Origin of the sequence: Achromobacter sp. JD417 (genome assembly GCF_041879325.1) — a bacterium.
Taxonomy (GTDB): domain Bacteria; phylum Pseudomonadota; class Gammaproteobacteria; order Burkholderiales; family Burkholderiaceae_B; genus Achromobacter; species Achromobacter mucicolens.
This window is the reverse complement of sequence record NZ_CP087159.1, coordinates 1-23,245: the sequence shown is the minus strand read 5'-3', so window position 1 is coordinate 23,245 and position 23,245 is coordinate 1. Positions and strand designations below refer to the sequence as shown.

22 protein-coding genes are annotated in these 23,245 nt (G+C 63.4%); 10 read left to right on the top strand and 12 right to left on the bottom strand.

Annotation, left to right across the window (positions count from 1 at the left end; all coding sequences use genetic code 11):
* Position 1: 1 nt before the first annotated feature.
* Positions 2–1,075 (bottom strand): ABC transporter ATP-binding protein, encoded by a 1,074-nt coding sequence (locus LN047_RS00110; RefSeq protein WP_062839312.1) that lies wholly within the window; start codon positions 1,073–1,075, stop codon positions 2–4.
* A 209-nt stretch (positions 1,076–1,284) separates the two neighbouring features.
* Here LN047_RS00110 and LN047_RS00105 point away from each other — a divergent pair, with 209 nt between their 5' ends.
* Complete coding sequence (locus LN047_RS00105; protein ID WP_128829685.1) at positions 1,285–2,127, top strand: IclR family transcriptional regulator; 843 nt, start codon at positions 1,285–1,287, stop codon at positions 2,125–2,127.
* Between the two features lie 73 nt (positions 2,128–2,200).
* Here the strand turns inward: LN047_RS00105 and LN047_RS00100 are convergent, their stop codons facing one another.
* Together LN047_RS00100 and LN047_RS00095 are read right to left on the bottom strand one after the other, a co-directional pair.
* Positions 2,201–3,364 carry an alpha-hydroxy acid oxidase gene (locus LN047_RS00100; protein ID WP_056327655.1) on the bottom strand — a complete coding sequence of 388 codons (1,164 nt, stop codon included), beginning with the start codon at positions 3,362–3,364 and terminating at the stop codon, positions 2,201–2,203.
* Positions 3,365–3,491: 127 nt separating this feature from the next.
* Positions 3,492–4,388 (bottom strand): phytanoyl-CoA dioxygenase family protein, encoded by an 897-nt coding sequence (locus LN047_RS00095; RefSeq protein ID WP_180099921.1) that lies wholly within the window; start codon positions 4,386–4,388, stop codon positions 3,492–3,494.
* A 164-nt stretch (positions 4,389–4,552) separates the two neighbouring features.
* On the opposite strand from LN047_RS00095, the gene LN047_RS00090 reads away from it, so the two are divergent.
* The gene (locus LN047_RS00090; protein WP_056327653.1) at positions 4,553–4,849 is read left to right on the top strand and encodes an acylphosphatase; all 297 of its coding nucleotides are present in this window, start codon (positions 4,553–4,555) and stop codon (positions 4,847–4,849) included.
* Between the two features lie 70 nt (positions 4,850–4,919).
* Here the strand turns inward: LN047_RS00090 and LN047_RS00085 are convergent, their stop codons facing one another.
* The 6 genes from LN047_RS00085 to LN047_RS00060 form a co-directional block, all read right to left on the bottom strand.
* Positions 4,920–5,828 carry an EamA family transporter gene (locus LN047_RS00085; RefSeq protein WP_056327652.1) on the bottom strand — a complete coding sequence of 303 codons (909 nt, stop codon included), beginning with the start codon at positions 5,826–5,828 and terminating at the stop codon, positions 4,920–4,922.
* Positions 5,829–5,868: 40 nt separating this feature from the next.
* A complete protein-coding gene (locus LN047_RS00080) occupies positions 5,869–6,927 on the bottom strand; it encodes a low specificity L-threonine aldolase (RefSeq protein WP_373980863.1) in 1,059 nt (352 codons plus the stop codon).
* A gap of 5 nt (positions 6,928–6,932) precedes the next feature.
* Positions 6,933–7,667, bottom strand: a complete 735-nt coding sequence (locus LN047_RS00075; RefSeq protein ID WP_056327650.1) for an amino acid ABC transporter ATP-binding protein — start codon at positions 7,665–7,667, stop codon at positions 6,933–6,935.
* 52 nt (positions 7,668–7,719) lie between these two features.
* Entirely contained in the window at positions 7,720–8,409 is a 690-nt protein-coding gene (locus LN047_RS00070) for an amino acid ABC transporter permease (RefSeq protein ID WP_056327649.1), read from the bottom strand.
* A 1-nt stretch (position 8,410) separates the two neighbouring features.
* Entirely contained in the window at positions 8,411–9,175 is a 765-nt protein-coding gene (locus LN047_RS00065; RefSeq protein ID WP_373980862.1) for an amino acid ABC transporter permease, read from the bottom strand.
* A gap of 90 nt (positions 9,176–9,265) precedes the next feature.
* The gene (locus LN047_RS00060) at positions 9,266–10,177 is read right to left on the bottom strand and encodes an amino acid ABC transporter substrate-binding protein (protein WP_062839306.1); all 912 of its coding nucleotides are present in this window, start codon (positions 10,175–10,177) and stop codon (positions 9,266–9,268) included.
* Between the two features lie 171 nt (positions 10,178–10,348).
* Between LN047_RS00060 and LN047_RS00055 the strand changes: the two genes are divergently transcribed.
* The 8 genes from LN047_RS00055 to LN047_RS00020 all read left to right on the top strand — a co-directional run bounded on the left by LN047_RS00055 (position 10,349) and on the right by LN047_RS00020 (position 17,809).
* A complete protein-coding gene (locus LN047_RS00055) occupies positions 10,349–11,281 on the top strand; it encodes a LysR substrate-binding domain-containing protein (RefSeq protein WP_142052116.1) in 933 nt (310 codons plus the stop codon).
* Positions 11,282–12,001: 720 nt separating this feature from the next.
* A complete protein-coding gene (locus tag LN047_RS00050) occupies positions 12,002–12,313 on the top strand; it encodes a transcriptional regulator (RefSeq protein WP_373980861.1) in 312 nt (103 codons plus the stop codon).
* A 38-nt stretch (positions 12,314–12,351) separates the two neighbouring features.
* The gene (locus LN047_RS00045; protein WP_373980860.1) at positions 12,352–12,669 is read left to right on the top strand and encodes a hypothetical protein; all 318 of its coding nucleotides are present in this window, start codon (positions 12,352–12,354) and stop codon (positions 12,667–12,669) included.
* A gap of 11 nt (positions 12,670–12,680) precedes the next feature.
* Complete coding sequence (locus tag LN047_RS00040; protein ID WP_373982195.1) at positions 12,681–13,856, top strand: YhcG family protein; 1,176 nt, start codon at positions 12,681–12,683, stop codon at positions 13,854–13,856.
* Positions 13,853–14,221, top strand: a complete 369-nt coding sequence (locus LN047_RS00035) for a hypothetical protein (RefSeq protein WP_373980859.1) — start codon at positions 13,853–13,855, stop codon at positions 14,219–14,221. The genes LN047_RS00040 and LN047_RS00035 overlap by 4 nt, the downstream gene beginning before the upstream one ends.
* Positions 14,222–14,236: 15 nt before the next feature.
* Positions 14,237–14,680 carry a hypothetical protein gene (locus LN047_RS00030; protein WP_373980858.1) on the top strand — a complete coding sequence of 148 codons (444 nt, stop codon included), beginning with the start codon at positions 14,237–14,239 and terminating at the stop codon, positions 14,678–14,680.
* Entirely contained in the window at positions 14,677–15,438 is a 762-nt protein-coding gene (locus LN047_RS00025; RefSeq protein WP_373980857.1) for a DUF1829 domain-containing protein, read from the top strand. Before LN047_RS00030 ends, LN047_RS00025 begins: the two co-directional genes overlap by 4 nt.
* Before the next feature lie 10 nt (positions 15,439–15,448).
* On the top strand, positions 15,449–17,809 hold the full coding sequence (locus tag LN047_RS00020; protein ID WP_373980856.1) for a DEAD/DEAH box helicase family protein: 2,361 nt from the start codon (positions 15,449–15,451) through the stop codon (positions 17,807–17,809).
* Between the two features lie 318 nt (positions 17,810–18,127).
* On the opposite strand, the gene gyrB is transcribed toward LN047_RS00020, so the two are convergent.
* From gyrB to dnaA, 3 genes are all read right to left on the bottom strand, one after another.
* On the bottom strand, positions 18,128–20,575 hold the full coding sequence (gene gyrB, locus LN047_RS00015) for a DNA topoisomerase (ATP-hydrolyzing) subunit B (protein ID WP_373980855.1): 2,448 nt from the start codon (positions 20,573–20,575) through the stop codon (positions 18,128–18,130).
* A 97-nt stretch (positions 20,576–20,672) separates the two neighbouring features.
* Positions 20,673–21,782, bottom strand: a complete 1,110-nt coding sequence (gene dnaN / locus LN047_RS00010; RefSeq protein WP_056327779.1) for a DNA polymerase III subunit beta — start codon at positions 21,780–21,782, stop codon at positions 20,673–20,675.
* 2 nt (positions 21,783–21,784) lie between these two features.
* Complete coding sequence (dnaA, locus tag LN047_RS00005; RefSeq protein WP_152383045.1) at positions 21,785–23,245, bottom strand: chromosomal replication initiator protein DnaA; 1,461 nt, start codon at positions 23,243–23,245, stop codon at positions 21,785–21,787.

Here is a 23,245-nt window from a genome sequence, read left to right as displayed (position 1 = left end):
GTCAGTCCGCCGCCACCGCCGCGGCGGGCGCGCGCAGCACGCGCAGCACGCCGTCCGCCCAGTCCAGCCCGATGGCTTCGCCGTCGTCGTGCGGACGGCGGCCGTCGTTGGGCGTCAGGATGGTCAGCGCCCCCACGGGCGAATCCAGGTCGTACATCCACTGGCTGCCCAGGAAGTAGCGCGTGTTGACCACACAGGCAAGCTTGCCTTGCCCGGACGGCACGGGCACCAGCTTTTCGGGCCGCAGCGACAACTGCACGCTGTCGCCGTGGCGCAGGCCTTCGCCGTCGACCAGGAGACTCAACGCGCCGGTCTGGACTTCTGCCTGCGCGCCGCAGCGCGTCACGCGCCCGGCGAGCAGATTGGTCTTGCCCACGAAGCGCGAGATGAACTCGGTTTGCGGGTGCTCGTACATGCGATAGGGCGCGTCCACCTGCGTGGCGCGGCCATCCTGCATGACCACGACGCGATCGCTGATGGACAGGGCTTCGGCCTGATCGTGCGTGACCATGACGGTCGTGGTGCCGATCTTGCGCTGGATGCTGCGCAGTTCGAACTGCATGTCCTCGCGCAGCTTGGCATCCAGGTTGGACAGCGGCTCGTCCAGCAGCAACACGGGCGGGCGGATCACCAGCGCGCGCGCCAGCGCCACGCGTTGCCGCTGGCCGCCCGACAGTTCGCGCGGGAACCGGTCCGCATGCTTGTCCAGCTTGACCAGCGCCAGCGCCTCGCGCACGCGGTCCTGGCGCTCGGCGCGTTCGACCTTGCGCATCTTCAGGCCGAAGGCGACGTTGTCGGTCACGGTCAGGTGCGGGAACAGCGCGTAGCTCTGGAAGACGATGCCCAGGCCGCGTGTGTTGGGCTTGGCGTGCGTGATGTCGCGCCCGTCCAGCGTGATGGTGCCGCAGGTCACGTCGGCAAAGCCGGCAATCATCTGCAGCGTGGTGGTCTTGCCGCAACCGGAGGGGCCAAGCAGCGAGACGAACTCGCCCTTGTCGACCGACAGGTTCAGGTCCGAGACGACACGCAGGTCGCCATAGTTCTTGGAGACGTTGTCCAGCCGCAGAAATGCCATGTTCCACACCCCGTGACCCATCCGGGCCTTACGCCGCCGGGGGATTTGACTTCACCCCAGCTGCTTGATCGATGGGGGCAGTCTAGGAGCCGAAAAAATGCAGGGCAATTAGGGTTTTCCGAAGAATCGAATTTTTTATCTAATAATTCCGTTAGACTGAATTTCTTGATAAAAACGCATCTGACTATTTTGATTATCGGAACTGAAGAATGAAGAAATCAGAAGCTTCGGAGGATTCCGCAGGCCAGGGCGTGCTGCAGCGGGCGTTTGCGGTGCTGCGCGTGCTGGCCGACGCCAAGGGCGAAAAGCTGCGCCTGACGGATATCGCCGCCCGCACGGGACAGGCGCAGGCCACGGTGCATCGGGTGCTGCAAGGGCTCATGCAGGAGGGCGTGGTGGAGCAGCCGGCGCAAAGCAAGGGGTATCAGCTCAGCGTCGCCTTCTTTTCGCTGGCCGCGGCCGCCGGCACCCACCAGTCCAGCCTGCGCACCCTGTACCGTCCCGCCATGCTGCGGCTGTCCGGCATGCTCAATGACACCATTTTTCTGCTGGTGCGCAGCGGCTTTGACGCCGTCTGCGTCGACCGCGTGGATGGCGCATTTCCGGTGCGCTCGCACACGGGCGACATCGGCGGGCGCGTGCCGCTGGGCATGGGACAGGGCGGCCTGGTGCTGCTGGCCAGCTTGCCCGAGGCCGAGCGCGAAGAGGTCATGCGCTTCAACATTCCGCGCCTGCATCATCTGGGCTTCGTGGACGAGATCTCGATGCGCGTGCGCATCAAGGAATGCCTGGAACTACGCTACGCGCGCAGCCAGGGGCAGGGCGTGTTTCCCAATATCGCCGGGCTGGCCGTGCCGGTCTATGACCCCAACGGCGTCACGGTCGCCGCGCTGAGCGTGGCCGCGCCCATCGAACGCATCAGCGATGAACGCCTGCCGCTGATCGTGGAAATGCTGCGGCGCGAGGCCGACGCGGTAGGGGCGCAGATCAATCCCTTCGATCCGGCGCTGCGCCGGCCCAGCCAGTTTCTGGGCACCGGCAACGGGGCGTAGCCAGCGCCGGCATCGGCGCATAAAAAAACCCGGACACGCTGGCAGTCCGGGTTGTTGTCACGCGCGTCTGCAATCAGGTCGGGTACGTGCCCGGCAGCAGGATGCTGCGGTCGCCCGGCTCGATCGTGCGGCGGCCGCACAGCGCCATCGTCGTGTCCATTTCCTTGTACAGGATCTCAAGCACGCGGGTCACGCCGGCCTGGCCATACGCGCCCAGGCCATACAGGAAGGCGCGGCCGATCATCGTGCCGCGCGCGCCCAGCGCCACGGCCTTCAGGATGTCCTGGCCGGAGCGGATGCCGCCGTCCATCCACACCTCGATCTTCGAACCCACGGCATCGGCAATGGCAGGCAAGGCCGCGATGGACGACATGGCGCCGTCCAGCTGGCGTCCGCCGTGATTGCTGACGATGAGCGCGTCGGCGCCGCTGTTGGCGGCGAGCTGCGCGTCTTCGACGTCAAGAATGCCCTTGATGATGAGCTTGCCGCCCCAACGCTGCTTGATCCATTCCACGTCGTCCCAGCTCAGGCGCGGATCGAATTGCTCGGCCGTCCACGACGACAGCGACGACAGGTCGCTCACGCCCTTGGCGTGGCCGACGATGTTGCCGAAGGTGCGGCGCTTGGTACCCAGCATGCCCATGCACCAGCGCGGCTTGGTCGCCAGGTTGATGAGGTTGCGCAGCGTGGGCTTGGGCGGCGTCGACAGGCCGTTCTTGATGTCCTTGTGGCGCTGGCCCAGGATCTGCAGGTCCAGCGTCAGCACCAGCGCCGAGCAGCCGGCGGCCTTGGCGCGGTCGATCAGGTTGCCGACGAATTCGCGGTCGCGCATCACGTACAGCTGGAACCAGAACGGTTTGCCGGTGGCCTGCGCCACGTCTTCCAGCGAGCAGATGCTCATCGTGGACAGCGTGAAGGGCACGCCGAAATCGGCGGCGGCCTTGGCAGCCAGGATCTCGCCGTCGGCGTGCTGCATGCCGGTCAGGCCGGTGGGGGAAATCGCCAGCGGCATCACCACATCCTGGCCCACCATCGTGGTGCGCAGCGACCGGCCTTCCATGTTCACCGCCACGCGCTGGCGCAGCTTGATCTTGTGAAAGTCGCTTTCATTCGCGCGGTAGGTGCCTTCTGTCCAGGCGCCGGAATCGGCGTAGTCATAGAACATGCGCGGCACGCGCTTCTGCGCGACGACGCGCAAATCTTCGATGCAGGTGATCGTAGAAAGGTTAGCGGTCATGGGGTGTCTGTGGAGTGATAGGGGGGCGCCAGCGCCGCCCAGTATACGCGCCGAGGCCGGCAAGCGTCGCTTGCCGGCCCCGTTCGCCCCCCTGCGCAAAGACTCTACGGTCCCTGCACGCCCAGCCTTAGCGCGGCCACACCTTGGTGACCGCGCGGATGGTCGCCCATGCGACCCAGCGCGGGCTGGTCAGCCGCGCGCCTGGCAACCGGCGCATCACGTCCACCGCCAGCCCGCCGCGCTTGTGCCATTGCTTCTTGCGCGTCTGGCTGTCGGTCCAGCGGCCCTCCAGCCATGGGAATTCGCGGCGCCCCGGCTTATAGACCGGCGGCGTGTTGTAGATCAGGATGTACGCCAGCCGCGGCGTCTGCGACGTATTGGGCCCCGTGAAGTGCAGCGTGCGCGCATCGTGCACCGTGATGCCGCCCGGATCGAGCGGTTCGGCCACGGCTTGTTCACGCGGAAAATCGCCGCAGCATTCCAGCGGATGCAGGCTCTTGTCGCCTCCCGGCGAACGGTGCTCCAGCACGTCCCATTTGTTCGAACCCGGCAGGAACTGCATGCAGCCGTTCTCGATGGTGGCCGGCTGCAGCGCCAGCCAGATGCTCAATTCGTTGTAGACGAAGTCCGGCGAACGGAACGCTTCGTCTTGATGCCACGGCGTCTCTGGTCCGTGCGGACCCGGCTTGAGCAACGCGTGCTCGCCATAGAGCGCCGCCTGCGGGCCCAGCAGCTGCCGCGCCAGTTCCAGCGTGCGTTCGTGGTAAACCGTCTTCAACAGGCCCGGGGCATAATGGCGCGGATCATGCAGACTGGGAAACTTGGCGGGCTTGGTCGGGTCGTCGCGGCTGACGAAGTCATACTGCGCGCCCTCGTTGTAACCCGTCTTGTTCGCGAACAAGTCCAGCAGCGTCCTGCGGATGTAGCCGACCTCATCCTGAGGGCACATGTCCTTCAAGGCCAGGTAGCCCTGATCCCTGTAGCGCGCTGTCTCGGCATCCGACAACAAACTGGTCTCTTCCATAATGGCTTCTCCAAGCTCTCGGTAATGGGTATTTCTAAGCTGGCACGTTTTGACATGTGCTCTAACGTATCGCTTCGAAGCCCGCCGGGCCTATAGACCATCCGCTGTAGCCGATTCCGCCTACGTATCTCGTGCGTGGCGGCGCATCATCCGAAGGAAAAACCATGCAAGACCCTAAGGCCGATTCCCATATCGAAACCGTCCACGTCACCGTCAGCGGCACGGTCCAAGGCGTGGGCTACCGTCACGCGACGGTGCGGCGCGCCCACATGCTGGGCGCGAAGGGTTGGGTGCAAAACATGCTGGACGGGACGGTCGAGGCGCTGGTTCAGGGCACGCCCGACCAGGTGGACCATATGCTGGAATGGCTGCGGCGCGGTCCGCCCGGCGCATCCGTGCAGGAAATCATCACGCGACGGGAGTACACCGATAAGCGTTACATCCGCTTCGAACAACTTTGAACAGCGCCGCCCTAGCCGGCACGATGTAATCCGGCCGGATGAGGCGGCCACGCCGCAAGGGCTGACGGCGTCAGCGCGAGCGCATCCAGCGTCCGCCAACCTGGTTGATGACCAGACCGGCCAGCACGCAGGCGGCGCCCAACCATTGCAGCGGTTGCAGGCGCTCGCCGAAGGCCATGGACGCGGCCCACAGTCCCACCACCGGCACCAGCAGCGAGAACGGCGCAACCTTTGCGGCGGGGTGGCGCGACAGCAGCTGCGTCCACAACGTGTAGGCCAGCAGGGTCGCCAACACCGCCAGGTACAGCACCGACAGCGCCTCGCCCCAGCCGATGCCGGTCACCATGCCCACCACCGGCTCCCAGCCGTCGATCAGCACGGCCAGCGCCAGGAAGGGCAGCACCGGCGCGGCGCTGCTCCAGGCAATGAATGCGAAGGGGTCGTAGCCGGGCGCCTTGCGGCTGGCCAGCCGCACGATCATGTTCGACACCGCCCACATGAACGCGGCGCCAAGCGTCAGCACAAAGCCCAGCATCGTCATCTGCCCGGGCCCTTCGCCGCGCCCCCCGGCAATGACGGCCAGACCCATCGCCGCCACGCCAAGACCGAACCAGTGATGCCGGCGCGCCCGTTCATGCAGGACCGGCGCGGCCAGCAGCAGCGTGAAGAACGCCTGGGTCTGGATGACGAGCGAGGCCATGCCGGCGGGCATGCCGAAGTTCAACGCCGTAAACAGCAGGCCAAACTGGCCCAGCCCCTGGACCAGCCCATAGGCCGCGACCCAGTGCCACGGCAGCCGCGGCATGCGCACGAAAAGGATCAGGGGGAAGGCCGCCAGCGCGAATCGCAACGCGCCCAGCATCATGGGAGACAGGCCCCGCATGCCGACCTTCATGACGACGAAATTCAGGCCCCAGATGACCACCACCGCAAGGGCGCAGAAATAGTCTTTTCGGGAAAGATGAGTGGGGGTGGACATGCGGGGCATTATCGCATCGCCCACCCCAAAGCCGGCTGAATCAGCGCGCGTCCAGCACCGCAGCAAACGCCTGGACGGCCGCATCGATATCGGCATCGCCGATATGCCGATGCGTGACGCAACGCAGCCGCGTGCGGCCCCAGGGGCGCGTCAGCACACCTTGCGCCTGCAGGGCCGAGACCCACTGCGCGTTGGTCATGCCGGTATCCGCGGTCTCGACCTGCACGATGTTGGTTTGCGGCACCGTGGCCGTCAGCGCCGGGGCCAGTTTGTTGATGCCGTCGCTCAGGCGGCGCGCCCGCACGTGGTCTTCGGCCAGCCGGCCGCTCATGTGCTGCACGCCCTCCAGGCCCGCGGCGGCCATGATGCCGGATTGGCGCTGCGTGCCGCCCAGCATGCGGCGCAGCGAGCGCGCCTTGGCCACCACCGCCTGGCTGCCGGCCAGCACCGCGCCCACCGGCGCGCTCAGGCCCTTGGACAGGCACAGCGACACCGTATCGGTGTGGCGGGTGATCTCGCTGGCCGGCACGCCCAGCGCCACGGCCGCGTTGAACAGCCGCGCCCCGTCCAGGTGCACCGGCACGCCGCCCGCGCGCGCCATGCCGTACACAGCCTGCATGTGGTCCAGCGGCAGCACGGTGCCGCCCGCGTTGTTGTGGGACGTCTCCATCGCCACCAGCGCGGTCTGGAGCCGATGCCCGCCGGTCAGCAGGGCGTCCTCCAGGCGGTTCAGGTCCATCGCGCCCGCGGTGCCCGGAACGCCTTGATAGAACAGTCCCGTGAACGTGGCCGCGCCGCGTTCGGACGTGTACATGTGGGCGGTCGATTCCAGCGCCACCTGCTCGCTACGCTGCGTCTGCGCCAGCACGGCCAGCAGGTTGGCCATCGTGCAGCTCGGCACGAACAGGCCCGCTTCCTTGCCCAGGCTGGCCGCCACACAGGCTTCCAGCTCGCGCACGGTGGGGTCACCGTCCAGGCCGTCGTCGCCGATGGGGGCGGTGCGCATCCGCTCGTACATGGCCGCGGTCGGGTGGGTGACCGTGTCGCTGCGCAGGTCGACGGGCGGTGGGGGAGGTTCGGCGGGTGTCCGCTGGGTCATGGCGTTCAGTGCTGCAGAATTTTGGAAAGAAACTGGCGCGTGCGCGGGGCACGTTCCTCGACGTTGCCGAAGAACTGCTCCTTCTGGCAGTCCTCGACGATCTTGCCGCCGTCCATGAAGATCACACGGTCGGCGACGCGGCGCGCGAATCCCATCTCGTGGGTCACCACCATCATGGTCATGCCTTCGCCCGCCAGGTCGGTCATCACGTCCAGCACCTCGTTGACCATCTCCGGGTCCAGCGCCGACGTGGGTTCGTCAAACAGCATCACGACCGGGTCCATCGACAGCGCGCGCGCAATCGCCACGCGCTGCTGCTGGCCGCCTGACAGTTCGCCAGGATGCTTGTCCTTGTGCGCCGACAGGCCCACGCGCTCGAGCAGGGCAAGCGCACGCTGGCGCGCTTCGTCCTTGCCGCGCTTGAGCACCTTGATCTGGCCCAGGCACAGGTTTTCGGTTACCGACAGGTGCGGGAACAGCTCGAAGTGCTGGAACACCATGCCGGCCACGGCGCGCAGCTTGGGCAGGTTGGTGCGCGGGTCGCCCACGGACACGCCGTTAACCACGATCTCGCCCTTCTGGAAGGGCTCGAGCGCGTTCACGGTCTTGATGAGCGTCGACTTGCCCGAGCCCGACGGACCGCACACCACCACGACCTCGCCGCGGCGCACCGTGGTCGAGCATTCGTCCAGCACCTGAAAGTCGCCGTACCACTTGCTGACCTGGCGGATCTCGATCATCGGAGGATTGGAAGAGAGTTGCATCGTTGAACCTGTGGATAACCTGGACGACTCAGCGCAGCACGCGCGTGCGCTTTTCCAGATGCTTGACCAGACGCGATGCCGTGAAGCAAATCACGAAATACACCACCGCCACGAAGAGATAGAGTTCGACCAGCCGTCCGTCGCGCTGGCCGATCTTGGACGCCGCGCCCAGGAAGTCGGTCAGCGACAGCACGTAGACCAGCGAGGTGTCCTGAAACAGGATGATGACGCGCGTGAGCAGCGCCGGCACCATGTTGCGCAGCGCCTGCGGCAGCACCACATACCGCATGCCCTGCCAGTGGTTCAGGCCCAGCGCCATGCTGGCCGACACCTGGCCGCGTGCAATGGACTGGATGCCGGCGCGCATGATCTCGCAGAAGTACGCGGCCTCGAACAGCGTGAACGTGATCACCGCCGAATTGAACGCCCCCACGCGCAGCGGCGTGGGCGATCCCACGACCCATGCCGCGATGTACGGCATCAGGAAGTAGAACCAGAAGATCACCAAAAGAAGCGGGATGGACCGCATCACGTTCACGTAGATGCCCGCCGGCACCGACAGGATCTTGTAGCGCGACAGCCGCATCATCGCCAGAAGCGTGCCCAGCGCCAGCCCCATCACCGCCGCCAGCACGGTCAGGGTCAGCGTGAACGTCATGCCGGTCTGGAACAGGTACGGCAGCGCGCCCCAGATCACATCGAAATCGAACTTGCCCATGCTAGCGCCCCAATCCCGCAGGCGACTTTGCCGACGCACCGATCAGGCCGGGCACCGCCACGCGGCGCTCGAGCGTGCGCATCCCCAGCACGACGATGCCGTTCAGAATCAGGTAGATCACGGTCGCGGCCGAAAACGCCTCGAAGATGTGAAAGCTGAACTCCGCCATCGAGCGCGCCTGTCCGGTGAGCTCCAACAGGCCGATGGTCAGCGCCACCGACGAATACTTGATCGTGCCCATGAACTCCGAGGTCAGCGGCGGCAGCACGATGCGATAGGCCTCCGGCAGGATGATGTGGCGATAGACCTGCGCCTCGGTCAGCCCCAGGGCGGTCCCCGCCTGAAACTGGCCGCGCGGCAGCGACTGGATGCCGGCGCGCAATTGCTCGGCCACGCGCGCCGACCCGTAAAAACCCAGGCACAGCACCGCGGGCACGAACTGCCCCCACGGCTGGGGCATCTGCTTCATCGCCAGGCCCCATGCATGCGGCAGCAATTCGGGCAGCACGAAATACCACAGGAACATCTGCACCAGCAGCGGGATATTGCGAAACAATTCCACGTAGGTGGCGCCGATGGCGTTCATCAGACGGGACTGCACCGTGCGCATCACGCCCAGCCAGGATCCCAGCAGCAGCGAAAACACCCACGCCGTCAACGCCAGCGCAAGCGTCCAGCCCACGCCGATCAGGATCGTCTCCAGGAACGTATGCACGCCGTCCGGCGACATCTCCAGGAAGACGCTCCAACTCCAGTTGTAATTCATGCCCTCGCCCTTGATCGCGGCGCCGGTCGCTGCCGGCGTCCTTGCCCCTTCATGCGCCGCGGGCGCGCGCTGCGCCCCGCGGCATGCTGCTTACTCGTAGGCTTTGGGATCGCCGGAGTCGGTGGGGTTGGCCAACGCGCGCTTGAGCGCGTCGCTCATGGGGTACTTCAGGTTGATCTGCTTGGGCGGGATCGGCGAATTGAAGTACTTGTCGTACAGCGCGGCGACCTTGCCGGTCTTCATGAGATCGATCACGGCGTCGTCAACGACCTTCTTGAACTTCGGATCATCCTTGGGCTCCATGATGCCGTAGGGCGCCATTTCCAGGCCCTTTTTGCCGATCACGAACGCATCCGGGTTCTTGGACGACGCGACCGCGCCATAGGCGATGCCGTCGTCGTTGGCCGAACCGGCCGCGCGGCCCGATTCCACCATCAGGATGGTTTCGGCGGTGTCCTTGGTGGGCGCCATCGAAATGCCCAGGTTGCCCTGCGCATTCAGTTGCGAGATCAGCTTGAACGTCTGGCCGCCGGCCTGCGCCGCGATGGTCTTGCCGCGGAACGAGGACAGGTCATTGGGGTCCACGCCGCCGTCCTTGCGCGCCACCAGCACCACTTGCGCCACGAAGGTCGTGGGCGCGAACGACACCAGCTTGTGGCGCGCTTCGTTGTTGGTGGTGTTGCCGCATTCCAGATCGATCGTGCCGTTGGCCAGCAGCGGGATGCGCGTGGCCGACGTCGTCGGGTTGTAGCGCACTTCCAGCTTGGGCAGCTTCAGCGCCGCTTGCACGTACTTGGCGACTTCCTGGCAGATCTCGACCGTGTAGCCAATGGGCTTCTGATTGCCGTCCAGGTACGCGAACGGCACCGACGTCTCGGGGTGGCCGAGCGTGATGACGCCGGTTTCCCGGATCTTGTCCAGACGGCTGGGACCTTCGGCATGAGCCGTCGCGGCGCTGCCCAGAAGGGTGGCGGCGACGGAGATCGCGGCAAGTGCTTTCATCTGATTCCCTTGGCGCCGTGCGTGCGGCGCGTGTTTATGTTCACGATCGGCGGATCCAGGCTTGCTGGTGACCGCCGCGTCCCGCGATGAGCCCCGCGGCTGGCAAAAAGTATCAACTAGCAGTATGGTTTTATCCAGTTCCAATCAAGTATTCCTCTATACGGATTTGACATGGCCATTCCCCGGATGGGCTTGCGACACATCGAGGCGTTCCGCGCCGTCATGATGACCGGTTCCATGACGGCAGCAGCCCGTCGAGTGCATACCTCGCAGCCGCACGTTAGCCGCTTAATTGCGCAATTGGAAGCCATCACCCAGTTTCCTCTCTTCGACCGCAACGGCAGCCGGCTCAGTCCAACCCAGGACGGGTCGCGCTTCTTTCAGGAGGTGGAAAAGACCTTCATCGGCCTGGCCGGCCTCGAGTCGGCGGCGGCCAGCATCCGCTCGTTCAGCGCCAGCCGACTGAGCGTGGCCGCCATGCCGCGCCTGGCGGGCGGCCTCTTGGCGCGCATCGTGGCTGCCTTCAAGACCGAGTACCCGGAAGTCATGGTGGCGATCCACTCGGGCAACGCCAGCACGGTCCACAACTGGATCAGTTCGGGCTTCTGCGACACCGGCCTGGCCATGCTGTCGGGCGAAACCCCCGGCATCCAGGTCGAACCCGTCCTCACGATGAGCTGCGTGGCCGTGCTGCCGCGCGGACACCGCCTGACCAAACTGAAAAAGCTCAAGCCCGCCGACTTCGCGGGCGAGCCCTTCATCGCCTTTCCCAGCGGCACGCCGCTGCGCGAAAAGATCGACGCCGTCTTCAAGTCCGCCAAGGTCGAACGCCACACGGTGGCCGAGGCCGGATTGGGTTCGTCAGTCTGCGCGCTGGTGGGCGCGGGCCTGGGCGTGGCGCTGATCAACCCGCTGGCCGCACGCGAGGAATACGAAGCCAACGGCGTGGAAGTCCGGCCCTTCAGCCCGGCGGTGCCGGTCACGGTGGCGCTGCTGTATCCGCCGTATCACACGCGCACCCGGCTGGTCACGGTGTTCTCGCGGTATGCGCATCAACTGATGCAGGAAGAGATGGGGGATCTGAAGGCGCGGCCGCCGCGGTAGCCGTACGCGGCGGCGAAGCACTTCGATCTGGGTCCGACGCCCACTGATTAGGTGTCTGGCCGACTCTCGGGGCAGCAAAGCCAAAGGCAGGCCCTTGCGGGGCTGGCCTTCGATGACTAAGCAGGCGTGTGTGTCGGATGACGCACAAAGTGAAAAGCAGGTCGTTGACGCAAAAGGTCTTTCACTAATTTCGTCATGCGTCGCTAGCTGACGCAATGCGCTGGCTACCCGCTCAGGCGTGCCGCGAAGGCTGAGCAAGAAGATCATGCTGCCGAACGACCATGGCAGTGCTACCGAGACCCGCTCGGGACCGAAGTCCTTGGCATCGATGGTCATAGCATCAGCGACACCGGCGATAACCTCGGACATCAGCGCCCGAAACGTGGGTGACCTCCTCTGGAGAAGGTACTCGTTCAGCTTGTTCCTGCGCGACAGACTGCGCCAAAAGTACCGATGGGCGAACAGGACCAGTCAAGAACTTTCGCTCGCGAAAGTCTGTAGATCGAGAAATCTACAGCCGGCTAGTGGAGCCGGTCTCTGACGTGGTACCGAACGGTGTGAGACCCGGTTCGCCATGTCGTCACGGCGGCGTCTGGATTGATGGCGCGACCATCCACGCGCTGAACGATCCGAAAGTCGAGCCGCTCATCATCAGCTGCCCGCAGTTGTGCCACACTCATAAAATGAAGAACTTGTACCAAGTCGATCAGGACACCCGAAATGAAGCGCTGCGTCGTCGGCATTCGCCGTCCCAGTGACACGAAATCGCCTCCGGGCAAAGAAACGCCGACGGTCTGGTTTCCCTCGATGGCCGCGGTGCTGTCTGAGGACAATCAGTCTTTGCTTCGCCTTATCCGTGACCGGCGCCCCAAGTCGTTCACCGAGCAGGCCGAAATGACGGGACGGCAGGTGCCCAACCTGTCACGCTCTCTTCGAATGATGGAGGGTTACGGGTTGGTCGAGTTGAACAAGAACGTGCGCGAGATCGAGCCTGTCGCGCTGGCAACCAGTTTCAAGTTCCTGATTGACTGAGGGACGACACGATGGGAGGGGAGTCAATGCGAGAAGGCATGGCCACCGAAGTGGATATCTGCCGCGAATTTGTGACGCCCCGTTTGGAGGAGGGCAACAAGGCAACGCTGCAAGATCAACCGCACACCTTGAAGGCTGAGCAGCAAGCGCTTGAGCAATCAGCCAAGGTGGCCCAGGCCGAAGGTGACAACCTGTACTGGCCCAGTTACAACCTGGACATCAACAACCCGCACGCCCGCGCCGGACTGGAGCACGCCGCCCCGAAAGACCTGATCGGCGCCATGCCCAGCCACGAGGCAGATGTCATGCGCCAGCTGGGTGAGATCGAGGCCTTGGTCGCCGAGGTGCAGGCATGACAACACCCACCATGCCGCTCCCAAAGCATCAGACCGCCTATGTCGCCGTCCATGCCGACATCGTCGCGTTGCTGGAAGCGGCGCGCCATGCCGCCGCGCGCAGCGTCAATGCGCTGATGACCGCCTCATATTGGGAAATCGGGCGGCGCATCGTCGAATTGGAACAGGGCGGCAAGGAACGGGCCGAGTACGGACAGGCCCTGCTCAAGCGTCTATCCATCGACCTGTCCGGAAGATTTGGCAAGGGGTTTTCCGAGCGGAATCTCGAACAAATGCGGCTGTTCTACCTCGCTTGGCCACCGGAGCACATTTCGCAGACAGCGTCTGCGAAATTGCCCCTAATCCAGATTTCGCAGACAACGTCTCCGGAATTGGTGTCGCGTACGACACCCGGCACGCCTCGGCCATCCTTCGACCTGGCGGCGCTGGCGCAAGCCTTTCCGCTGCCGTGGTCGGCCTATGTGCGCCTGCTCTCGGTCAAGAACCTGCAGGCGCGGGCGTTTTATGAGACCGAAACATTGCGTTGCGGCTGGTCGGTGCGCCAGCTTGACCGCCAGGTCAACAGCCAGTTCTACGAACGCACCGCTCTGTCGCACAACAAGGCGGCGATGCTGGAAAAGGGGGAAGTGGCCGAACCCGGTGATGCCATCACGCCCGAGCAGGCCATCAAAGATCCCTTCGTGCTGGAGTTTCTCAACCTCAAGGATGAGTATTCCGAGTCCGACCTGGAAGACGCCCTGATTCAGCACTTGGCCGACTTCCTGCTGGAGCTGGGCGACGACTTCGCCTTTGTCGGCCGTCAGCGCCGCCTGCGCCTGGATGACACCTGGTTCCGCGTTGACCTGCTGTTCTTCCACCGCCGACTCAAGTGCCTGCTGATCATCGACCTGAAGATCGGCAAGTTCAGCCATGCCGATGCCGGACAAATGCACCTGTATCTGAACTATGCCCGCGCGCACTGGATGAAGCCGGGCGAGAACCCGCCCGTGGGCCTGATCCTGTGTGCGAGCAAAGGCAGCAACGAGGCGCACTACGCGCTGGAAGGCCTGCCCAACAAGGTGCTGGCTGCCGAGTACCAGACCGTGTTGCCGGATGAGAAGCTGCTGGCCAAGGAACTGGATAAAACACGGCGGGAGTTGGAAGCGCGGCGTATCGTACGCGTTGACGATACGGAGGGCTGCGTATGAAAGCATGGGAGGGCGCGATTGCAATCGCGCAAACTGACGATTCCGGCCGCTTTGGGTCACACCGCTTCATTACGTGCCTGGCAAACCCGGAACTGACAACGGCCGCGTTCCTGCGCGACTACTTCTTGACTGACGAGGGGCTGCTGAAGATCGGCGAGGCATCGCCTGGCGGAGCAGGTCGCAACCGCACGCTCGGGCTAGAAAAACTGATGGCCATCGAAGTACCAATGCCCCGCTTGTCCGAGCAGAAAGCCTTTGATCGCCTGCTGGCCGAAACTTTGACCGTCAAGGCCAAACACACGGCCATTCGCAAAGCCAACGCCACACTGTTGCCCGCGACGCTGGAGCAGGTATTCAAAACATAGACAAGGGAGAAGCCATTGGCCGATGATGCACTTTCACAAGCGGATGCCGAAACCCTATTGCGCATGCCCAAAAAGCCTGCGACGGCGGATGCTTTCAGCTTTCCCGACTTGGGCGGGCGCATCGAGGTTCCATTGGTATCGCGCGATGAGCGCGAACGCTTCTCGCTGGACATCAACCGCAAGCGCATTGCACTGACCACGGGGTACCAAGCGCGCGGCCGACAGGTCGTCGTACTGGCTCGACTCGACTTCGCCGCACCGCATCGGAACCCCGACGGTACCGAGATCGGCGTGCCGCATTTGCACGTCTACCGAGAAGGATTCGGCGACAAATGGGCGGTGGCAATCCCCTCTGGCATGCTCAGCAAGCCAGAGGACGCCTGGCAGGTGCTGCACGACTTCATGACCTATTGCGTCGTTGAGGAGCGGCCAAATATTGTGAGAGGGCTGTTCTCATGAGAACCACTGACGACCTGATCCGCAACTACTACGACTGGCTCAAAGCGAAGACAGCGTGGCGAGAGATCAATGGCTGGGTGGAGATCACAACGCCATACCTGGACCGCCACAACGACTACATCCAGATCTATTTGCGCCAACAGGGCAATGAATGGATGCTGACCGACGACGGCTACACCTTGACTGACCTTGCTCAGTCAGGCTGCGAAATCGACACTCCACGCCGCAAGGCACTGCTGGCCTCCACACTGAATGGGTTCGGCGTGCAGCAGAAAGACGATTCATTGGAGATCAAGGCAACTGAAGACAACTTTGCGCTGCGTAAGCACAGCCTGTTGCAGGCAATCCTGGCCGTCAACGATCTGTTCTACGTGGCACGCGCCAATGTCGAGAGCTTCTTCTTTGAAGATGTGGCGCTCTGGCTGGATGATGCCGATGTGCGTTACACGCCAAAGGTGAACTTCGTAGGGCATAGCCGCTATAACCACCAGTTCGATTTCGTCGTGCCCAAGTCCAGGCGTGCGCCGGAGCGGATTCTTCGGGTGATCAACAACCCCAACAAAGACAATGCCCAAAGCGCTGCATTCGCTTGGGTAGATACCAAGGATGTTCGGCCAGCCGATTCCTTGGCATTCGCCGTCCTCAATGATCGTGATCGCAAGGTCAGCGATCCCGTGAAAGAAGCCCTGCTCAGCTACGACATCACTCCGATTATTTGGTCGAAGCGAGAGGGGTTCCGCGAACGGCTGGCGGCATGAAGAACGCCTCATGCCCAAACCAGATCCACTTACCGCTCTCCAGGCCGAGAACGCCCGCCTGATCGCACTACTCGAAGCCCACGGCATTGATTGGCGTTTGCCGCAACCTGCCGCGGCTACGGTTCAAGAACCGGGACCATCCCGGTTTTCTACCGCTGAGAAGGTGGCGCTGTTTCGGCGGCGATTTCGCGGTCGTACGGATGTTTATCCCATTCGATGGGAGAGTATGACCTCAGGAAAAGCAGGCTACACCCCCGCCTGCGCCAACGAATGGCGAGCCGGCATCTGTGAAAAGCCACGCATTAGATGCGGCGATTGCAGCAACCGGCTGCTGATCCCGTTGTCCGATGCGGTGATCTACGACCATTTGGCCGGCAAACATACGGTCGGCGTCTATCCACTGCTGGAGGATGACACCTGCCATTTTCTGGCAGTCGATTTTGACGAGGCCGAGTGGCGCGACGACGCGCGAGCCTTCAGTCAGTCTTGTGAAGAGCTGGGAGTGCCGGCCGCGATGGAAGTTTCGAGATCAGGCAACGGCGCGCATGTGTGGGTGTTCTTCGCCAACCGCGTTTCGGCCCGCGATGCCCGGCGCCTGGGCACGGCCGTGATCAGCCATGCCTGCTCGCGCACCCGGCAATTGAAGTTGGATTCGTATGACCGCCTTTTTCCCAACCAGGACACGATGCCCAAGGGTGGCTTTGGCAATCTGATCGCCTTACCGCTGCAGAAGCGGCCACGCGAAAGCGGCGGCAGCGTGTTCGTAGATGCAGAGCTGCGGCCATACCCGGACCAATGGGCATTCTTGGCGTCCATTCAACCAATGGCCGCGCACGACATCGATTCGACCATCCTACGGGCCACGGGCGGCGTGCATCCGCTGGATGTCAACTTCATTGATGACGAGGACTTGGCCACACCCTGGAAGCGAGATACCACGCCAACAAAAAAGCTGGCCGGGAAAATGCCGAAATCACTGACGGTGACGCTGGCCAACCTCATCTACTTTGAAAAGGCTCAACTGCCGCAGGCCCTGGCCAACCGCCTAATCCGCCTGGCCGCCTTCCAGAATCCAGAGTTCTACAAGGCCCAAGCCATGCGCATGTCGGTATGGGATAAGCCGCGTGTCATCAGCAACGCGGAAAACTATCCAAAGCACATCGCCTTGCCTCGCGGATGCCTCGATACCGCGTTGAACTTGCTGCGCAATAACGGCATCGCCGTTGATCTGCTCGATGAGCGCTTCGGCGGTAAGCCGATTGAGGTCTCCTTCGTCGGCAATTTGCGTCTGGACCAGGAGTCCGCCGTTTCGGGAATGCTGCATCACGACATCGGCGTGCTGTGCGCACCGACCGCGTTTGGCAAGACAGTCACTGCCGCCGCGATGATCGCGCGCCGAGGTGTCAACACCCTGGTGCTGGTGCATCGAACCGAATTGCTCAAGCAGTGGCAGGAGCGCCTTCAGGCTTTTCTGGGCGTTGGCAAAGGCATAGTGGGCACCATCGGCGGCGGCAAGGCCAAGCCCACCGGAAAAATTGACATCGCCGTGATGCAATCCGTCTCCCGACAGGGTGAGGTCAATCCGCTGGTCGAGAGCTACGGTCAGGTGATCGTGGACGAGTGCCACCACGTCGGCGCAGTTTCGTTCGACGCCATCTTGAAACGGACCAAAGCTAGATTCTTGTTGGGGCTGACAGCGACACCGATCCGTCGCGATGGCCTGCAGCCGATCATCTTCATGCAATGCGGGCCAATTCGATACACCGCAGCCAAACCGGCTGGCGCACCTCATGATCTTGAAGTAGTGCCTCGATCACGACTCACTCGAATTGACCTGCCAACTAATACGGGTATTCAGGATGTATTTCGCCATCTCGCCAATGATCCGGCGCGAACCGAGGCCATTGCGGCAGAAGTCAAAGATGCCTATGAGCAGGGTCGCAAGGTGCTCGTTCTCACAGAACGCACGGAACACCTCGATGCGCTGAGGGCAGCCCTCGGCGATCTGACTCCAGCGCCCTTCGTGTTACACGGCCGTATGTCCAGAAAACAGCGGACTGCTGTGGTCGCTGACATGGACGGACTGCCGCCCGATGCACCGCGCGTGCTTCTGGCGACCGGGAAATTGGTTGGTGAGGGTTTCGATCATCCGCCGCTCGACACACTGGTACTGGCGATGCCAGTTTCCTGGAAGGGTACGCTGCAGCAATACGCCGGGCGCTTGCATCGCGAGCATGCCAGCAAGACTGACGTGCGGATCATCGACTTCGTGGACACGGGTCACACTGCGTTGCTGCGAATGTGGGATAAGCGGCAGCGCGGTTACCGTGCGATGGGATATCGAGTGAATAGCGACGAAGCCGTGGCGTGACACCAAAAAATCACAGCCAATATTTCAGATTTATTCGCAATCTCGCAGCGTGCGGCAGCAGTGCCATCCGGACGCCCGTTCCCAGATGGAAACCTAAAACTGAAGGGTGGGCGTCAAGAAAATTTCGGGAGTGCCTTGATCGATCGCCGGGTTAGACACCTTTTGGTCTTACGTGCCTCGAACACTGATTTCTAACGCAAACGCCCGGCATAGCCGGGCGTTCTCGATCTTTATTTGTTGGATTTTTCTACTAACTGCGTCAATGCATTTTCACCAACCTATCGAGATTTTCACTTTCTCTGTCACCCAACAACACGATCAGGCGTCGATATTACCCGCCGACAGCGCGTGCGTTTCGATGAAGTTGCGGCGCGGTTCGACGTCGTCGCCCATCAGCGTGGTGAAGACCTCGTCGGCCGCGATGGCGTCCTCGATCTGCACGCGCAGCAAGCGGCGCACCTTCGGGTCCATCGTGGTTTCCCACAGCTGCTCGGGGTTCATTTCACCCAGACCCTTGTAGCGCTGCTTGGAGATGCTGCGGTCGGCTTCGCTGCGCAGCCATTGCATGGCCTCGCGGAAGTCGGACACCGGCTGCTCCTTGCGCTTGTCGCCTTCGCCGCGAGCGGCCAGCGAGCGCGGACCGACCTTGCCCAGGAAGCTCTTGGCGGCCTTGGACAGGATGGCGTAATCCGAGCCATTGATGAAGTCGGCATCGATGATGCTGACGCGCACGTTGCCGTGGTGCATGCGCTGCACGGACAGGCGATGGCGCTCGGTGGCCTCGTCGAATTGCGGCACGACTTCGACGCCGTTGCCGTTGATGGGATCGCGCATGGCGTCGGCCAACCGCTTGGCGGAGTCCGCGGTGGATTCGGCCGTCTCCAGGTTGATCTCCACGCCTTCGGCCATGGCCGACAGCGCGCCCACGTCGAAGACGCGCGACAGGCGGGCGATGACGCCGTCGGCCGCCACGTACTGGCGGGCCAGGTCGCTCAGCTCTTCGCCGCGGATGATGTTGCCGCCGGAGATGATCTCGGCGTCCTTCAGCGCGAGCGTCAGCATGAACTGCGCTTCTTCCTGGTCATCCTTCAGATAGCGCTCTTCGCGGCCAACCTTGACCTTGTAGAGCGGCGGCTGGGCGATGTACACGTAGCCGCGCTGCACCAGCTCGGGCATCTGGCGGTACAGCAGCGTGAGCAGCAGGGTGCGGATGTGCGCGCCGTCCACGTCCGCGTCGGTCATGATGATGAGGCGGTGGTAGCGCAGCTTTTCCACGTTGAAGTCCGGGCCGATGCTGGTGCCCAGCGCCGTGATCAGCGTGGCGATCTGTTCGCTGGCGATCAGGCGGTCAAAGCGCGCCTTCTCGACGTTCAGCACCTTGCCGCGCAGCGGCAGGATGGCCTGGAACTTGCGGTCGCGGCCTTGCTTGGCCGAGCCGCCTGCGGAGTCGCCCTCGACGATGTACAGCTCGCACAGCGCGGGATCCTTTTCCTGGCAGTCGGCCAGCTTGCCGGGCAGGCCGGCGCCTTCCAGCACGCTCTTGCGGCGCGTCATCTCGCGCGCCTTGCGCGCGGCTTCGCGGGCACGGGCGGCCTCGACGATCTTGTTGCACAGGGCCTTGGCGTCGTTCGGGTGTTCGAGCAGCCAGGTTTCCAGCGTGCGGGCCACGGCTTCTTCAACGGCCGGACGCACTTCGCTGGACACCAGCTTGTCCTTGGTCTGGCTGCTGAACTTGGGCTCGGGCACCTTCACCGACAGCACGCAGGCCAGGCCTTCGCGCATGTCATCGCCGGACGTCTCGACCTTGGCCTTCTTGGCCAGTTCGTTGTCGGTGATGTACTTGTTGATGATGCGCGTCATCGCGGCGCGCAGGCCGGTCAGGTGCGAACCGCCGTCGCGCTGCGGGATGTTGTTGGTAAAGCACAGCACGCTTTCGCTGTAGCTGTCGTTCCACTGCATCGCCACTTCCACGCCCACCGGCACGCCGCCGGCCGCCGATTCCGTGGTGACCGAAAACACGTTCGGATGCAGCACGGTCTTGGCGCGGTTGATGTATTCGACGAAACCCTTCACACCGCCCGAGAAGGCGAAGTTCTCTTCCTTGCCCTGGCGCTGGTCGATCAGGCGGATCTTGACGCCGTTGTTCAGGAACGAGAGCTCGCGCAGGCGCTTGGAGAGGATCTCGTAGTGGTATTCGATGTTGTTGAAGATGATCGGATCGGCCAAAAAGCGCACTTCGGTGCCGCGCTTGTCGGTCGTGCCGGTCACGGCCAGGGGCGCCACGCGCTCGCCCTGGCGGAATTCCATCTGGTGCACCTGGCCGTTGCGGCGGATGGTGAGACGCAGCCATTCGGACAGTGCGTTCACGCAGGACACGCCCACGCCGTGCAGGCCGCCGGACACCTTGTACGAGTTCTGGTCGAACTTGCCGCCGGCGTGCAGTTCGGTCATGACGATTTCGGCCGCGCTGCGGTGGAACTCGTCGTCCTTGTGGATATCGGTCGGGATGCCGCGGCCGTTGTCCGTGACGGAAATGGAATTGTCGGTGTGGATGGTTACGACGATGTCGTCGCAATAGCCGGCCAGGGCTTCGTCGATGGCGTTATCGACGACCTCAAACACCATGTGGTGCAGGCCCGTGCCGTCGGACGTGTCGCCGATGTACATGCCGGGGCGCTTGCGCACGGCCTCCAGCCCCTTGAGCATCTTGATCGAGTCAGCGCCGTAGCCGCTGGTCTCGGGAGTGGTGTTCTGCTGATCTGACATGTCTGTATCGATAACGCTTTAAAGAACGGCCTGGCGGCCGGACCGCCCGCGGACCAACCGGTCCGCAAGCGGCACAAACCCACGGGGGGAGTGCGGATCAGATCCGCATGGGCATGACGACGTACTTGAACTGGTCGTCTTCGGGCAGGGTGATGAGCGCCGACGCGTTGGCATCGGGCATGACCGACCACTGGATGTTGTCGACCTTCACGTTGGACAGCACGTCGAGCAGGTAGCCGACGTTAAAGCCCACGTCCAGCGCTTCATGGCTGTAGTCGATGTCGATTTCTTCCTGCGCCTCTTCCTGCTCGGCGTTCGAGGACGAGATCTTCATCTGGTTCTGCGCCAGTTGCAGGCGCACGCCCTTGAACTTGTCCGTGGTCAGGATGGCGGCGCGCTGCAGGCTGCCCTGAAGCGCTTCGCGGCCGACGAGGAAATGGCGGGTGTAGTTCGTGGGAATCACGCGCGTGAAATCGGGGAACTTGCCTTCGACCAGCTTGGACACCAGCTCGACGTCGCCGAAACGGAAACGGATCTGGCCCGGCGCCACGTCGATGGAGACGGTCTCGTCGGAGTCTTCCAGCAGACGCTGCATTTCCAGCACGGTCTTGCGCGGCACGATGACTTCGTGGCGCTCGGCGATGCCGTCGGCTTCGGTCGAGCAATGCGCCAGGCGGTGACCGTCGGTGGCCACGGCGCGCACGCGGCCCGGTTCAAACACCAGCAGCATGCCGTTCAGGTAGTAGCGGATGTCCTGCTGGGCCATGGCGAAATGCACCATGTTGAACAGGTGGCGCAGGGTGCGCTGCGGCATGGTCAGCGACACGTCCCACTGCTCGGGCTGAGCGACGGTGGGGAATTCGCTGGCGGCCAGCGTCTGCAGCGCAAAGCGGCTCTTGGCGGACTGCACCGACAGCTTGTTGCTGGCCAGGGCCAGGCGCACGTCGCCGGTATCGGGCAGGGCTTTCAGGATGTCCAGCAGCTTGCGCGCGGCCACCGTGGTGGACTCGTTGTCCTGGCCGACACCAAAGTCGGCGTGCGTGGTGATCTGCACTTCCAGGTCGGTCGCAATGAAGGCAACCTTGTTGCCTTCCTTGCGCATCAGGATGTTCGCAAGAATGGGCAGGGTATGGCGTCTTTCGACGATGCCCGCCACAGTCGACAGCGGTTTCAGCAATGCATCGCGTGTGGTTTGTACGAGTTGCATGTTCATCCTTTTAGAGTTTGTTCCAACACGTGCAGGGTATGGTTGAGCTCCGCTTGCTTGGCGCGGGCATCGGAAATCTTGCGAACGGCGTGCAGCACCGTGGTGTGATCACGGCCGCCGAATAAATCGCCGATTTCCGGCAGGCTTTTCTGGGTCAGCTCCTTGGCCAGGTACATCGCGACCTGGCGCGGCAAGGCGATATTGGCCGGCCGGCGTTTCGAGTACATGTCGGCGACCTTGATCTTGTAGAAGTCCGCCACCGTCTTCTGGATGTTTTCGACGGTGATCTGGCCGTTGGACACCGACAGCAGATCCTTCAGCGCTTCCTTGCAGACATCGACCGTCAGCACATCGCGGCCGTGGAAACGCGCATAGGCAAGCACCTTGCGCAGCGCGCCTTCCAGTTCGCGCACGTTGCTGCGCAGATGCTTGGCGATGAAGAAGGCCACTTCCTCGGGCATGGGCACGCCTTCTGACTCGGCCTTGCGCAGCAGAATCGCCACGCGCATTTCCAGTTCCGGCGGCTCAATGGCCACCGTCAGGCCCGAGTCGAAGCGCGAAATCAGGCGGCTGTCGATGCCCGACAGTTCCTTCGGGTACGTATCGCTGGTGATGATGATCTGCTTGCGCTGCGCAACCATCGCCTCGAACGCATAGAAGAATTCTTCCTGTGTGCGGTTCTTGCCGGAGAAGAACTGGATGTCGTCGATCAGCAGCAGATCGAGCGAATGGTAATAACGCTTGAAATCGTCGAACGCCTTGCGCTGGTAGGCTTTCACCACGTCGGACACATACTGGTCCGCATGCACGTAACGCACGCGCACCCCGGTGCCCGCCGCGACCATGGCGTTGCCGATGGCGTGGATCAGGTGGGTCTTGCCCAGGCCGACGCCGCCATACAGGAACAGCGGGTTGTACGAGGTGCCCGGGTTTTCGGCGACCTGCAGCGCGGCGGCGCGCGCGAGCTGGTTGGCCTTACCGGTCACGAAGTTCTCGAACGTGAGGTCGGTGTTCAGGCGCGACCGCTCGTACACGATGTTGGCGGCGTCCGCGTTCACGGCCTGCGCAGCGGCGGTCGTGGCGGGCGCCGGCGGCGCGGTCGTCACGGTGACGGTCACTGGCGGCGCGGCGCCGGAGGGAGGAGCAGCGGACAGGTGCGGTTGCTGGGCGGGCTGCTGGGCGCGCACGGGCGCGACCGGCATGCGCGGCGCGGCGCCGTGCGAAGGCAGCTCGAACAGAACCTGCACCGGACGCTTGAACCACTCCGCGGCCAACGCTTCGATCTGGTGGGAAAAGTTCTTGCGCACCCAATCCAGCTTGAAGCGGTTGGGCGCGGCAACGCGCAGCACCGCCTGCGTTTCGTCGTACGCAAGCGGGACCAGCGGTCGTATCCACGCGCTGATTTGTTGGGGGGGGAGTTCCTGCTCAAGACGACTGACGCAGGTCTGCCAGAATTCTTTCAT

Excerpts from the sequence above, each read along its gene's own strand:
- LN047_RS00095 (WP_180099921.1), bottom strand. The coding sequence starts at position 4,388 with ATGGAAGAGACCAGTTTGTTGTCGGATGCCGAGACAGCGCGCTACAGG.
- LN047_RS00065 (WP_373980862.1), bottom strand. The coding sequence starts at position 9,175 with ATGAATTACAACTGGAGTTGGAGCGTCTTCCTGGAGATGTCGCCGGAC.
- LN047_RS00105 (WP_128829685.1), top strand. The coding sequence starts at position 1,285 with ATGAAGAAATCAGAAGCTTCGGAGGATTCCGCAGGCCAGGGCGTGCTG.
- LN047_RS00060 (WP_062839306.1), bottom strand. The coding sequence starts at position 10,177 with ATGAAAGCACTTGCCGCGATCTCCGTCGCCGCCACCCTTCTGGGCAGC.
- LN047_RS00020 (WP_373980856.1), top strand. The coding sequence starts at position 15,449 with ATGCCCAAACCAGATCCACTTACCGCTCTCCAGGCCGAGAACGCCCGC.
- gyrB (WP_373980855.1), bottom strand. The coding sequence starts at position 20,575 with ATGTCAGATCAGCAGAACACCACTCCCGAGACCAGCGGCTACGGCGCT.
- LN047_RS00080 (WP_373980863.1), bottom strand. The coding sequence starts at position 6,927 with ATGACCCAGCGGACACCCGCCGAACCTCCCCCACCGCCCGTCGACCTG.
- LN047_RS00075 (WP_056327650.1), bottom strand. The coding sequence starts at position 7,667 with ATGATCGAGATCCGCCAGGTCAGCAAGTGGTACGGCGACTTTCAGGTG.
- LN047_RS00055 (WP_142052116.1), top strand. The coding sequence starts at position 10,349 with ATGGCCATTCCCCGGATGGGCTTGCGACACATCGAGGCGTTCCGCGCC.
- dnaN (WP_056327779.1), bottom strand. The coding sequence starts at position 21,782 with ATGCAACTCGTACAAACCACACGCGATGCATTGCTGAAACCGCTGTCG.
- LN047_RS00050 (WP_373980861.1), top strand. The coding sequence starts at position 12,002 with ATGAAGCGCTGCGTCGTCGGCATTCGCCGTCCCAGTGACACGAAATCG.
- LN047_RS00025 (WP_373980857.1), top strand. The coding sequence starts at position 14,677 with ATGAGAACCACTGACGACCTGATCCGCAACTACTACGACTGGCTCAAA.
- LN047_RS00085 (WP_056327652.1), bottom strand. The coding sequence starts at position 5,828 with ATGTCCACCCCCACTCATCTTTCCCGAAAAGACTATTTCTGCGCCCTT.
- LN047_RS00110 (WP_062839312.1), bottom strand. The coding sequence starts at position 1,075 with ATGGCATTTCTGCGGCTGGACAACGTCTCCAAGAACTATGGCGACCTG.
- LN047_RS00040 (WP_373982195.1), top strand. The coding sequence starts at position 12,681 with ATGCCGCTCCCAAAGCATCAGACCGCCTATGTCGCCGTCCATGCCGAC.
- LN047_RS00035 (WP_373980859.1), top strand. The coding sequence starts at position 13,853 with ATGAAAGCATGGGAGGGCGCGATTGCAATCGCGCAAACTGACGATTCC.
- LN047_RS00070 (WP_056327649.1), bottom strand. The coding sequence starts at position 8,409 with ATGGGCAAGTTCGATTTCGATGTGATCTGGGGCGCGCTGCCGTACCTG.
- LN047_RS00045 (WP_373980860.1), top strand. The coding sequence starts at position 12,352 with ATGGCCACCGAAGTGGATATCTGCCGCGAATTTGTGACGCCCCGTTTG.
- LN047_RS00100 (WP_056327655.1), bottom strand. The coding sequence starts at position 3,364 with ATGACCGCTAACCTTTCTACGATCACCTGCATCGAAGATTTGCGCGTC.
- LN047_RS00090 (WP_056327653.1), top strand. The coding sequence starts at position 4,553 with ATGCAAGACCCTAAGGCCGATTCCCATATCGAAACCGTCCACGTCACC.
- dnaA (WP_152383045.1), bottom strand. The coding sequence starts at position 23,245 with ATGAAAGAATTCTGGCAGACCTGCGTCAGTCGTCTTGAGCAGGAACTC.